The organism is Faecalitalea cylindroides ATCC 27803, from assembly GCF_000469305.1.
GTDB classification, from domain to species: Bacteria; Bacillota_I; Bacilli_A; order Erysipelotrichales; family Erysipelotrichaceae; genus Faecalitalea; species Faecalitalea cylindroides.
The window spans coordinates 1-11,552 of the sequence record NZ_KI270985.1 but is presented as its reverse complement, the minus strand read 5'-3'; the positions used below and the strand labels follow the sequence as shown (position 1 = coordinate 11,552).

15 protein-coding genes, 1 tRNA gene and 1 pseudogene are annotated in these 11,552 nt (G+C 33.9%); 13 read left to right on the top strand and 4 right to left on the bottom strand.

From position 1 onward, the window contains the following. Positions 1–549: 549 nt before the first annotated feature. The 3 genes and pseudogenes from HMPREF0367_RS09985 to HMPREF0367_RS10200 all read right to left on the bottom strand — a co-directional run. Positions 550–1,197 (bottom strand): ATP-binding protein, encoded by a 648-nt coding sequence (locus HMPREF0367_RS09985; RefSeq protein WP_051335158.1) that lies wholly within the window; start codon positions 1,195–1,197, stop codon positions 550–552. A gap of 135 nt (positions 1,198–1,332) precedes the next feature. Further along, complete coding sequence (locus HMPREF0367_RS09980) at positions 1,333–1,935, bottom strand: AlbA family DNA-binding domain-containing protein (protein WP_051335157.1); 603 nt, start codon at positions 1,933–1,935, stop codon at positions 1,333–1,335. A gap of 195 nt (positions 1,936–2,130) precedes the next feature. After that, positions 2,131–2,325 (bottom strand): annotated as a pseudogene (locus HMPREF0367_RS10200) (DUF4314 domain-containing protein); the annotation flags it as partial. 127 nt (positions 2,326–2,452) lie between these two features. Here HMPREF0367_RS10200 and HMPREF0367_RS10390 point away from each other — a divergent pair. From HMPREF0367_RS10390 to HMPREF0367_RS03590, 8 genes are all read left to right on the top strand, one after another. Next, complete coding sequence (locus tag HMPREF0367_RS10390) at positions 2,453–2,626, top strand: hypothetical protein (RefSeq protein ID WP_154654087.1); 174 nt, start codon at positions 2,453–2,455, stop codon at positions 2,624–2,626. A 157-nt stretch (positions 2,627–2,783) separates the two neighbouring features. Further along, complete coding sequence (locus HMPREF0367_RS03620; protein ID WP_035401271.1) at positions 2,784–3,767, top strand: helix-turn-helix domain-containing protein; 984 nt, start codon at positions 2,784–2,786, stop codon at positions 3,765–3,767. Further along, positions 3,764–4,381, top strand: coding sequence for an alpha/beta fold hydrolase (locus tag HMPREF0367_RS03615; protein WP_035401269.1), 618 nt, complete (start codon positions 3,764–3,766; stop codon positions 4,379–4,381). Before HMPREF0367_RS03620 ends, HMPREF0367_RS03615 begins: the two co-directional genes overlap by 4 nt. Positions 4,382–4,565: 184 nt before the next feature. After that, positions 4,566–5,168, top strand: coding sequence for a helix-turn-helix domain-containing protein (locus HMPREF0367_RS03610; protein WP_035401266.1), 603 nt, complete (start codon positions 4,566–4,568; stop codon positions 5,166–5,168). A 105-nt stretch (positions 5,169–5,273) separates the two neighbouring features. Beyond that, entirely contained in the window at positions 5,274–5,732 is a 459-nt protein-coding gene (locus HMPREF0367_RS03605; RefSeq protein ID WP_051335156.1) for an N-acetyltransferase, read from the top strand. Positions 5,733–5,782: 50 nt separating this feature from the next. Continuing rightward, entirely contained in the window at positions 5,783–7,012 is a 1,230-nt protein-coding gene (pnuC, locus tag HMPREF0367_RS03600) for a nicotinamide riboside transporter PnuC (protein WP_035401265.1), read from the top strand. A gap of 74 nt (positions 7,013–7,086) precedes the next feature. Continuing rightward, positions 7,087–7,644 carry an elongation factor P gene (efp, locus tag HMPREF0367_RS03595; RefSeq protein ID WP_015535197.1) on the top strand — a complete coding sequence of 186 codons (558 nt, stop codon included), beginning with the start codon at positions 7,087–7,089 and terminating at the stop codon, positions 7,642–7,644. 21 nt (positions 7,645–7,665) lie between these two features. Next, positions 7,666–8,412 carry an SDR family NAD(P)-dependent oxidoreductase gene (locus tag HMPREF0367_RS03590; protein WP_022356700.1) on the top strand — a complete coding sequence of 249 codons (747 nt, stop codon included), beginning with the start codon at positions 7,666–7,668 and terminating at the stop codon, positions 8,410–8,412. Positions 8,413–8,433: 21 nt separating this feature from the next. On the opposite strand, the gene HMPREF0367_RS03585 is transcribed toward HMPREF0367_RS03590, so the two are convergent. Then, positions 8,434–9,684 (bottom strand): methionine gamma-lyase family protein, encoded by a 1,251-nt coding sequence (locus tag HMPREF0367_RS03585; RefSeq protein WP_035401262.1) that lies wholly within the window; start codon positions 9,682–9,684, stop codon positions 8,434–8,436. Positions 9,685–9,815: 131 nt separating this feature from the next. Here HMPREF0367_RS03585 and HMPREF0367_RS03580 point away from each other — a divergent pair. The 5 genes from HMPREF0367_RS03580 to HMPREF0367_RS10195 form a co-directional block, all read left to right on the top strand. Next, positions 9,816–9,904 (top strand) — tRNA-Ser (locus tag HMPREF0367_RS03580). Between the two features lie 254 nt (positions 9,905–10,158). Continuing rightward, complete coding sequence (locus HMPREF0367_RS03575) at positions 10,159–10,539, top strand: MarR family winged helix-turn-helix transcriptional regulator (RefSeq protein ID WP_229027164.1); 381 nt, start codon at positions 10,159–10,161, stop codon at positions 10,537–10,539. 143 nt (positions 10,540–10,682) lie between these two features. Next, positions 10,683–10,910: an acyl carrier protein gene (locus tag HMPREF0367_RS03570; protein WP_015535194.1), complete on the top strand. Its 228-nt coding sequence runs from the start codon at positions 10,683–10,685 to the stop codon at positions 10,908–10,910. A gap of 60 nt (positions 10,911–10,970) precedes the next feature. Continuing rightward, positions 10,971–11,396, top strand: a complete 426-nt coding sequence (locus HMPREF0367_RS03565) for an acetyl-CoA carboxylase biotin carboxyl carrier protein (protein WP_035401276.1) — start codon at positions 10,971–10,973, stop codon at positions 11,394–11,396. Beyond that, positions 11,393–11,552 (top strand): biotin carboxylase N-terminal domain-containing protein (locus HMPREF0367_RS10195; RefSeq protein ID WP_282705533.1); only part of this gene is annotated, 160 nt, incomplete at its 3' end. The genes HMPREF0367_RS03565 and HMPREF0367_RS10195, both read left to right, overlap by 4 nt.

Genomic DNA, 11,552 nt, shown 5'->3' with positions numbered 1-11,552 from the left:
AAAGATTGTGATCCACAAGAAGCAGTAAGCAAAATTAAAGATAATTCTTATAAAATACTATGCCTATAAGTTTATCGCACTAATTCTTTTTAATTTTGTAAAGTTCATTCATAGCAGCTTTTACAGAAGAATATTCTTTCATTAAGATATTCTTTTTTTGATTTCTCATGGATCGATCCCTGTGGATCTAGATCGTCTTCAATTTTGAAAGAATTCGATTCGGGATCGCATCAGCCAGTGCTCTTCGCCCAGTCGCTGATGCAAGGAATCTGTTGTAAACTGAGAACAGCATACCGTTCCTTTTTTCGGTATCTTCTCTCAACGATTTCCGGGATATACTGCTGTGTAATATCACTAGTCTGAATTAGAATACATTCATCGATAAAGAGAAGATCGAGTTTTTTATATCGATTCAGAATATTGGTTTGTTGAATGTGTAAGATGTTTTCCGATTTTCTAGTTAAAATTCCGGTTTTTCCGCCTAAAATTCCGGTTTTCCGGACTTTTTTAGATAAAATTCCGGTTTTTAGATATAAAAAGCAGAAATATCTAGTTATGATGATTCTCTTCATATAAATCCAAACAATATTTTCCATGTTTAACTTTATTAATCAGTCCTTTATTTAATAATTTGTTGACCAGAGTATATGTCTGAGTTTTCTTTAAATTTAACGGTTCTAACAAATCAGTTACTCTAAAAGATTCTATGTGATTAGATAATAGATAATTTATTACTCTTTGTTCAGAAACTGAAAGATCAAATTCACTAATATTTGGAATATCAACATCATGGACTATTAATTCGCTCCTTAAAGTTATGACAAATGAATTGTTCGCTGTATAGAAAATTGGAGGATTATCTTTATAAAGATTCATGATTTTTTTAAGGCCAGATCCTTCGCGTTCCATTAAATTACATTTGTCAAACACATCTGCAATAATCGGGTTGCGACGAGAAGATTCAATATGATAGGGATCGCTATTTTCTAGAAGCATCCCATTAAACATACCGCCAGGATTATATACTTCTAAACGATCGTCAAACATATCAATATGAACCTCAGAACCAATGATTGAATAATCACGATGAATTAAGGCATTAACCAATATTTCATGTATGGCATCAGTGTTGAATGCCTCTTTATCGACTCGATAATTTGTTTCTTTATGCCATGCTTTTCGATTATGTAGATTCACAAATCTTTCAGATTCCTCTAATAAATACAGAATGTTTCCGTTAAATTCTTTTGAGTCAAATGCCTCATCTTTACTAGTTGTTTTGTCTGTTCCGTTCCAACGAGTTGCAAATACTCTTGACTGTAGAAGATTGCATTAATCAGAAAAAAGTATTCCAGCATTTGTTAAAAAACCGTCTTGTGTGATTAATCCGTAAGACACAAGCATTTCATCTGTGAGATTTTTTTGTGCTCTCGAAAGAAGTGTTTTCTTTAGATGCAAGAATGTGTGATTTTCTTTTTTCTCAGTTGTAACGAGGCTATCAAAAGACTTGTTCATTCCTTTTAAAATAAGGTTATTTAAAGCATGAGATGTAGCTGGTATTGACTCTTCTCCCATGCATACATAAGCTATTCTTGTACCTGACTCCACATAGTAATAAGGGGTGTTTTGCCCCGGGAATACATGAATGATCAGAATAATCTTATCGTTGATTGATTTTGGCTCTAAGCGATAATTTGGCATGGGATCAATTTTTGCCAGCACTGTTTCGCTGAATTTTTCGCTAATCTTTTGAATATTATCAACACCTGTTACATGACCGTTATTATCTACACCAACCAAAATCACGCCTCCAAGCGGGCTGTTTGAAAAAGCGCTAACAGTCTTTAACCAGCTTTTTGGCTTTGATAAATTTAGTTCACTTTTGAATTCATGCATGGAACTTTCGCTGATTATATCGGTAATAGCAGAGTTCATGAGATTCACCTCCAAGTAAGCAAAGATATTTTATCATGATTAAGAGGTTTTAGGGAGTCTCCCTAAGTTATTCGAATAATGGTGTGGACATTATTCGGAGCTTGTTACAATTTTAGACATGATCATTTTGTTTCGATTTTTTAAGGACGATTCAATTAGACGTTGCATTCAATTTCTTAGGGATTATAGAGTTTCTTAGGTTAATCGGATAACTTGTTTTTTTTCTTTCATTTCCAAAGTTTTGATGTGGTCCTGATCTTTCGATTTATTACGTTCAGATTTTTCAATGATCTTGAAACGGTCTTCTACGGCAATCAATCCAAGGCTTGATCCGTTCTCCCAGGACATGTGGCTCGTACCGGTATCATCAACATGATCAACTGTGTCACTGAAGCCTGCGGCAACTGCATATTAAGGATCATCAATTGTGTATTTGTTTATATTATAAAAATCTCCTTCATATACTTATACGTTTAGGAATAGAAAAATCCAAAAATCATATTGTATTATGGTGAAAATGAGTAATAAAATTGAGGAGAAGTACTCTGATTATTCTAAGCGAATAGCTATTAATGAAGGCATTAATACTATTGTAGAAGATGAAGAATACGATCTTGATCGTTATCAGGAAGATAGCGAATATCGAAAAGGTGTTGATGATGCCATGGAAGAGTTGGATGAATATTATTGATTCATATCTTGATTAATTATTGAGTAAAACTACGTAATTTGTGTATAAACTTGCAGTTGCAACCGCCAGTTGACACATTGAAAGCCTTGATTTATGGTGGGCAATCGTGCTGAATGTTAAAATCAGAACGAAAGTTGAAACACAAGGAGGACATAATATGATATTTGCTGATAAATTAATTCGATTGCGAAAGAAGGCTGGATGGTCTCAAGAAGAATTAGCTTCGCAGATGAATGTTTCTCGTCAATCTGTATCTAAATGGGAAGGCGCACAATCAGTTCCAGATTTAGATAAGATTGTTCGCTTATCCAAGTTGTTTGGAGTGAGTACCGATTATTTACTGAAAGATGAAATCGAAGATGCAGATGTCACTATTAGTGAAGAAAATGATTCTAGTAGACGAGTAACATTGGAAGAAGCTAATCGTTTTATTGAAGTGAAGATAGAAACTTCAAAGATGGTGGCCAATGGTGTCTTCTTATGCATTATTTCACCTATCTGTCTTTTGATGTTAGGGGCATTAAGTGAAACAAGATCTTTTGGCATCAGTGAAAATGTGGCAGGTGCTGTGGGATTGATCGTGTTGATCATTCTTGTTGCGATTGCAGTGGCTATCTTTATTTACAGTCATTCAAAAACAGCTCGATATGAATATTTAGAAGGTGAAATTTTTGATACAGAGTATGGTGTCATTAGCATGGTCAAAGAACGAAAAGAGAAATTTCAAAATACATATACTAAGAATAACATCATTGGTGTTTCTTTATGTATCCTGGCCATGGTTCCGTTTTTTACTGGTGTTATGTTTGAAGAAAACAATTTGATCTTGATGGTTTCATTGTTATGTTTAGCTTTATTTATTGTAGGTATAGGCGTTATTTTGCTTATTCGTGTTGGTATTATTTGGGAAAGTTTTGCCAAGCTGTTACAGGAAGGCGACTATACAAAAGAAAAGAAGGAAAAGAGTCCGATCATTGGAGTCATCACAACGGTTTATTGGTTATCTGTTACAGCTATCTATCTGGCAATTACATTGCCTACACGAAACTGGCAGGAAGGATGGATCGTTTGGGTCATTGCGGCGGTTTTATTTCCGGGTGTTCTGGCAATCGCAAATGTATTTAAGAAAAACAAATCATGAAAACGATATTTGTTCACGGCTCAGGACAGCGATCTAACAGTTGGGATAAAGTGCTTTCTGAAATTGAATATAAAAATGAGTGCTTAACACCAGATTTAAGAGATATTTTAAAAGGGAAGTCGGCTACATATAAAAACCTATATGGAGCATTTAAATCATATTGCGATCAATTTGAAGAGAAGATCAATATTGTAGGCCTTTCTTTAGGAGGAATTTTGGCATTGGAATATGCACTGGAGAATCCAGAAAGAGTACAAAAATTAATGTTGATCGCAACACCGCATAAGGTACCTAAACTGGCTTTTACGATACAGAATATAGTTTTAAGATTTTTACCCTCTTCTCTTTTTAAAGATATGGCATTCAATAAAAAAGATACCCTGGCTTTAGGAAAATCAATGAAAGATCTGGATTTTACTAACAGGGTATCAAAATTAAAAAATGAAACATGTGTTGTATGTGGACAAAAAGATAAGACAAATCTAAAATCAGCTTACTATCTTAAAGAGCATATAAAAAGCGCAAAACTAATTATTGTTGAAGGAGCAGGACATGTTTTAAATGAAGAAGTGCCTGAGAGGTTAGCTGGTGTCATTAATGGATTTTTTGAATAAAACCGAATTTCCGCAAAACTTTTTATGCCAAAAAACCGAATTTCCGCAATTCATTTTCTAAATGTATAGACATAAAGAGATAAATGAACAATAAAATATCATAATATATGAAACTCTACGGTCCGTGGGTTCTATAGAATTAAATTATCCAGTATTCTGTATATGTATATAAGGAGGAAGAAACATGGATCAGCTAAAGGTTGGTAAGTTTATTTCGACAAATAGAAAATTGAAACACATGACACAAAGGGAGTTGGCGGATATTTTAGGAATCAGTGATAAGACAATTTCTAAATGGGAAACAGGAAATGGGTTGCCTGAGGTATCGTTAATGTTGCCTTTATGTGAAGCTCTAGATATAAGTGTAAATGAGCTGTTATCTGGAGAAAAGTTATCGATAATAAATTATCAAGAAAAAGCAGAAGATAATATGCTTTCTTTATTAAAGGAAAACGAAGCAAATAGAAAACGATTATTTCAAACAATTGTATCGATCGTAACAACTATTATCGCATCAGTTTCTTTGATCATGATGGCTTCTTTTTTAAATTTAAATACAATTATTCGAATCTTTTTGATCAGTATCGCATTGATCATTATTATTTTAAGCATTATCTCAATCATTCTGACAGATTCAAAAACAGGCTATTACGAATGCCCATCATGTCATCATCGATTTATGCCTACCATTCATGAGTATGTTAAAGGATATCATACATTTACTAAGCGATATCTAAGATGTCCAAAGTGTAAAAAGACAAATTTATGTAGAAGAAAACTCAAGTAAGAAAGGACGAAGGTCCTTTTTTGCTTTTTTAAGACATAGTTTATCTATGATTCATTATAAACGTAACGTATAATAAAGACCGATAAAAAAATTGGAGGTCCTATTGTGATTCGAGTATTAGAAGAAAAAGATGTCGATACAGTGGCTAAGATATGGTTGGAAACAAATATCAAAGCACATGGTTTTATCGCGTCTAATTATTGGAAAGAGCATTATGAAATAATCAAAGATATATTCTTACAGGCAGAAGTTTATGTGTATGAAATAGAAAAAGAAATTATGGGTTTTATAGGTCTTGATAAAGAACATATCGAAGGAATCTTTGTTCTAGATCAATATCAAAAAAGAGGGATTGGAAAAGCATTATTAAATCATGTAAAAGCTAAAAAAGAACATCTATCATTAAATGTATATCAGAAAAATCTTAATGCGATTCTCTTTTATCAAAGAGAAGGTTTTTGTGTTCAATATGAGGATGTTGATAAAAATACTGGTGAAAAAGAATATAGGATGGTTTGGAATCGACTCGGTTCAAATTTACAAAATGAAGGAAATTTATTATAATATCCACGCATTTTAAGGAAAGAGAATATTATGAAGGGAGAAATTATTCTATGGTTAAGTTTTTTCAAAAAAACATTGAACCTAATAAAAAACTAAGAATAGCTGAAATTGTAATCTTAGTTTTATTGATACTAGGGTCAATCATTTCATACGGAGTTGGTTTTACCAAGATCAATTCAGATGTGGGCACTATTTCTTTTGTTCAAAGCATGGAAATGACACGTGACTTTGAAATGGAAGATTATGACGGTGAAGAAAACGCAATGTGCGATGTTACATATCGTGCTGGTGATAAAGAACTAGTCGTAACTTACACATATGAAGAATATGAAAATCTTGACGCAAAAACGATCACAGGTTATGAATTTAAAACAAGTGATGGAACGAAACTATATTTTGATCATCAAGATGTAAGTCAAGCTCAGGCTCAACAGGAATATCAGGAAATCATGGCAAACCAGACAATGCCGATTTTTAACTTTGCGAATGCCTCTTTGATCTTGGTGTTGTCTTTATTGATAATGATGTTGTTCTCAAGACAATTTACGACATATGAAAAGTCATGGTTTATGTCTATCATGGTTTTGGCCACTATTTTCTCTGTATTATTCCCAGAAGAGAGTGCCAATGGGGTTAATGGTATCATTATCATGTTGTTGTATCTATTGGATACATTCTTAAATATTCTTTGTGAATTGTTGATATCAAAACAATCAAGATACAATTTCTTAGTCTCGGTACTGGTCGAAATTGTCGAGATAGCCATGTGTGTCGTATTAATGTATCGCTTTGCGACCATGGCAACAACATTATTCTTCTGGTTGCCAATCGACATTATCAGTTTTATCAATTGGTCTAGACATAAAGATGAAAATGAAGATGAATTAACCGTTGTAAGACGCTTAAAAGGATGGCAGGAAGTCCTTGTCATTATAGGTATTATTTTATGGACGTTTGTGATCGGATATTTGATCAGTGGCTTGGATATCGCAACAGATTTCTATAATAATGAAATGTTAGAAACAGCTATCATATATATTGATGCATGTGCTTCTGCAGTTGGTATAGCGAACGGATTGTTTATCTTCTTTAGATTCAGGGAACAGTGGATCGCATGGTATATCTGTGCTGCATTAGAAGCTGTGATCAATATCATTTCTGGACAGTATGTCTTATTGATCTTGAAACTTGGATATTTTACCAATACAACATACGGTTACATTAAATGGAGCAATTATATCAAGTCTCATAAAGAAGAAGAGCGCTTATCGATATTCTGATAAAATCTTGAGGATATCTGATAAAACTGATACAATTAAATATGTAATAAATAGAAAGTATAGGAGCGATAATTATGGCAATTTCAGCAGGTGATTTTAGAACAGGATTAACTTTAATTGTTGACGGAGATCCATGGCAGGTATTGGATTTCCAGCATGTAAAACCAGGTAAGGGAGCTGCAATCTTAAAAACAAAGATGAAGAATTTAAAAACAGGCAATACACAGGAAAGAAACTTCAATGCCTCTACTAAATTCGAACAGGCAAATATCTCTAAAAAAGCAGCTCAATATTCTTATCAGGCTGACTCAACTTATTATTTCATGGATATGGAAACATATGATACATATGAATTGACAGAAGATCAGGTAGGCTTCAATAAATACTTCATCGTTGAAGGTGCAGAAGTTCAATTGATGTTCTTTGAAGGATTATTATTGTCTGTTTCAGTACCGGAAAAAGTAGAATTAACGATTACAGAAACAGATGCTGCTATCAAAGGGGCACCATCTAACCAGACAAAAGATGCAGTAACAGAAACTGGTTTATCATTAAGAGTTCCTCAGTTTATTGAACCAGGAGAAAAAATCGTTGTATTCTCAACAGATGGAAAGTATGCAGGAAGAGCTTAATAAGCTCTTTCTTTTTTACCTATGAATAAAGTTGTGCTTATTACTGGAGGAGCTCAAGGTATCGGAAAAGCTATTGCCTTGGAACTGGCTAAAAACCATTATGATATTGTGATCAATTATTTGACTTCTCATGAAGCGGCCGCAAAACTAAAAGAAGAAATCATAAATACATATTCGGTTCGATGTTTAACAATTTGTGCGGATGTATCGGATGTAAATCAAGTGGATCAGATGGTCAGCGAAATTGAAGAAAAATTAGGCGGTGTTGATATCCTGGTCAACAATGCCGCAATTGATCTTTCCAATTTATTCCATTTAAAAACATCCGAAGAATTTAAAAGGACCTTGGATGTAAATGTAGTAGGAGCCTTTAACTGTGCTAAAAGAGTTTATAGACATATGTTAGAGAAAGAATACGGAAGAATTATCAATATCTCTTCTACCAATGGAATCAATACGTATTATCCAATGTGCATTGATTATGATGCATCTAAAGCTGCCTTGATATCACTAACACATAATCTGGCTTTTGAGTTTGCACCGTATGTAAATGTAAACTGCATCGCTCCTGGATTTATTGGAACCGAAAATGAATTAGATGGCTATGATGAAGAATTTTTAAAAGAAGAAGTAGAAAAAATCATGGTCAATCGCTATGGTGATCCTAAAGAAGTTGCGTATCTGGTTAAATTTTTAATTAGTGACGAAGCTGATTTTATTAATAATACCGTTATACGAATTGATGGAGGACAAAAAGGAAGCTGTTAGAAATTTTCTAACAGCTTTTCTTTATTTATTCATATTTGTTAGTGCAAGTAGGATAGATAGCTTTCCATATTCTAAGCTTAGTCCACCCTGCATATATAATGTATAAGGCTCAACCACTGGAGCATCAGCACTTAATTCGATCGTACTTCCCTGTGTAAAACTTCCTGCTGCCATAACTTCATCAAATGGATAACCAGGCATTGGAGCTGGTAAGACACGAACAAAGGAATCAATTGGACTTGTTGCCTGAATGCCTTGTGTGAAATTTACAAGGTTTTCTTTTGTGCCAAGTTCTAAAGTTTGAATGATATCGGTTCTTTCTTCGTTATAGGCAGGAGATACATTTTTATATCCAAGCTTCTCTAACATGTATGCCGTAAAAACAGCCGTTTTTAAAGCACTTTTTACAGCACTTGGTGCCATGAAGATTCCCTTAAAGAATGAGTTGTTTAAATTAAAGTTTGCCCCTAGATCTTTTCCAATACCAGGTGCGGTCAATCTTTCGGCAACCATATGGATCAAGTCGGCATTTCCTGCAACATATCCACCTGTTGAGGCAATTCCTCCACCTAAGTTTTTCATCAAAGATCCAACGACAACATCTGCACCAATATGTCCAGGTTCTAGTTTTTCAACCAATTCCCCATAACAGTTATCAACCATAATGATGACTTCTGGAGCTACTTCTTTAATTTTTTTGATGATTCTTTCAAGCTTTGCGATAGTTAAAGATAAACGATGAGAGTAACCTCTAGAACGTTGTATTTCGATCAATTTTACATTTCCTTGTTTCAAACGTTCAATGATCTTGTCATCATCAAAATCATCATTTACTAAATCAATTTGTTCATACTTAACTCCATAAGCTTTTAAAGATTGTGTAGATTCACCAATGATGCCAATCATTTCCTGTAATGAGTCATAAGGTGCTCCAGAAATTGAAATCATAGTATCTCCATGTTTTAAAAGAGCTGAGAGTGTTAAATAGATTGCGTTTGTTCCGCTCATGATCTGAGGGCGAACCAATGCATCTTCACACCCTAATACACTTGCGAAGATCTTTTCAATCTTGTCGCGTCCTTCATCATAGTTTCCATAACCGTTAATATCCGCAAAATCAGAGTAAGATACTTGATTTTCAATAAATGCGGATAAGATTCGATTTGAATTATGTAGACATATATCATCAATGTTTTGGTAAATATCTTTTAAAACAGAATCAGATTCTTCTGCCATAGCTAATAGTTCTTTATCAATTTGTTCTAAGATCATAATTGCCTCCTAAAAAATTACGCCTCAATTATTATACATGATTTAAATATAATAGAAAGAAAACATCAAGAATTACAAAAGAACTCTTGATTTTTTTATTGATCTGGCGTAATTTCAAAGAGGACAAAAATGAAGATGTACTCAAGAGGTCCAAGAGGTCGCACTCGAAATGCGATAGGTCTGCAAGGGCGCGTGGGTTCGAATCCCACCATCTTCGCCATAAGTTAGTTTCTCCTTTATATAAAGGAGTTTTTTATTTTGTGAGAAGATTTTGAGAAAGATTACTAATTAAGATAATTGTCATAACTTTTTCGAGGGCTTTTCTTGACTTATTGTAGAAAACAATGTATTTTGTAAACAATGACACAGGGTGAAATAAGTAATAAAAACGAAAAAAAACAGAAGACTCGACATACGTTAAATGAACTTTTGGTTTACCTCTTTAACTATATTTTATATATTGAGGCAAACAACTTGAAACAAAAAGGAGTAGAGCTATCGATCAATGAGGTTCATATTCTTGAACGTATTGAAAAGGCCAGCTCCAATACGATGAGTCATTTAGCTAGAACACTGATGGTCACATCAGGAACTCTAACGACCAATATATCTCGTTTAGAAAAGAAAGGATATGTTGAACGATATCGAGATGAAAATGATCGTCGCATTGTTCGCTTAAGAAATACGCCTAAAGCGCTTGAGGTCTTAAAGATTCATGATGAATTTCATGAAAATATGATCAATAAGGCAATTGGAGATCTTGGTTTAGAAGAAAATGAAGTCTTGAATGCCACACTTGAAAATATATTAGAATACTTTAGTGATATGTATTCAGATCAGAAAAAAGGTGCATAAATCTGTCCGTTTGGGCAGATTTTTTTTAATTTCTTGTAAAAAAATATAAATTTTGACTATCAAACTATTTACTTTGAGTTTCAAAGTAATTATAATACACTCGTTAAATGTTTTGAATGTCAAAGTAAATAGGAGGAAAAATTATGTTTGAAGATATCAAAAAAGTATTGATCGATGCAATCAATGTAGATGAAGAAGAAATTAAACCAGAAGCTAAATTGAATGATGATCTAGGAATCGATTCTTTGGCAGCTGTTGAGTTGGCATTGGAATTAGAAAACGAATTTGATATTCGTATCGAAGATGAAGAGCTTGCGAAACTGGAAACAGTTCAAGACGTAATCGATATCATCGAAGCAAAAAAGAAGTAAATCGTCGAACACAGTGAGCTAAGAGATCTTGGCTCATTTTCAATAAGAGGAGTGATGGGTATGGAAACTAAGCAAGTCAAAGAAATTATCGAAATCTTTGAAGCAAGTAATCTTTCACATATGGAACTTGAAGAAGGCAATCTAAAGATTCGTTTGGAAAAACCAACAGGTCCAGCACAAAGTATTCCTGTTTCACAGATCGTGCATACACAAGTAGAACCAAAACCAATAGAGGATGAAAACAAGATTGAAATTACTTCTCCTTTGGTAGGAACATTTTATCGTGCTAAATCACCTAAAGATAAACCATATGTCAGTGTAGGAGACATTGTGCATAAGGGAGATGTCGTATGTATGGTAGAAGCAATGAAAACAATGAATGAAATTCAGTCAGATCAAGAAGGTATCGTAAAAGAAATCTGTGTGGAAGATAGTTCTATGGTGGAATACGGACAAGTACTTGTCGTATTAGGAGAACTTGAATGATTCGCCGTTTATTGATTGCCAATCGTGGAGAGATAGCTGTTCGAATCATTCGTGCCTGTAAAGAGTTGGGAATTGAAACAGTTGTTGTATATTCTACGGCAGATAAAGAATCACTTGCGGTCCAGCTGGCCGATCAGGCAGTCTGCATTGGTCCAG

What these genes read in the sequence shown, in the direction of transcription:
- HMPREF0367_RS09980 (WP_051335157.1), bottom strand. Translation starts at nt 1,935, where the DNA reads ATGAACTCTGCTATTACCGATATAATCAGCGAAAGTTCCATGCATGAA.
- HMPREF0367_RS03585 (WP_035401262.1), bottom strand. Translation starts at nt 9,684, where the DNA reads ATGATCTTAGAACAAATTGATAAAGAACTATTAGCTATGGCAGAAGAA.
- HMPREF0367_RS03565 (WP_035401276.1), top strand. Translation starts at nt 10,971, where the DNA reads ATGGAAACTAAGCAAGTCAAAGAAATTATCGAAATCTTTGAAGCAAGT.
- efp (WP_015535197.1), top strand. Translation starts at nt 7,087, where the DNA reads ATGGCAATTTCAGCAGGTGATTTTAGAACAGGATTAACTTTAATTGTT.
- HMPREF0367_RS10390 (WP_154654087.1), top strand. Translation starts at nt 2,453, where the DNA reads ATGAGTAATAAAATTGAGGAGAAGTACTCTGATTATTCTAAGCGAATA.
- pnuC (WP_035401265.1), top strand. Translation starts at nt 5,783, where the DNA reads ATGGTTAAGTTTTTTCAAAAAAACATTGAACCTAATAAAAAACTAAGA.
- HMPREF0367_RS03620 (WP_035401271.1), top strand. Translation starts at nt 2,784, where the DNA reads ATGATATTTGCTGATAAATTAATTCGATTGCGAAAGAAGGCTGGATGG.
- HMPREF0367_RS03615 (WP_035401269.1), top strand. Translation starts at nt 3,764, where the DNA reads ATGAAAACGATATTTGTTCACGGCTCAGGACAGCGATCTAACAGTTGG.
- HMPREF0367_RS03570 (WP_015535194.1), top strand. Translation starts at nt 10,683, where the DNA reads ATGTTTGAAGATATCAAAAAAGTATTGATCGATGCAATCAATGTAGAT.
- HMPREF0367_RS03590 (WP_022356700.1), top strand. Translation starts at nt 7,666, where the DNA reads ATGAATAAAGTTGTGCTTATTACTGGAGGAGCTCAAGGTATCGGAAAA.
- HMPREF0367_RS03610 (WP_035401266.1), top strand. Translation starts at nt 4,566, where the DNA reads ATGGATCAGCTAAAGGTTGGTAAGTTTATTTCGACAAATAGAAAATTG.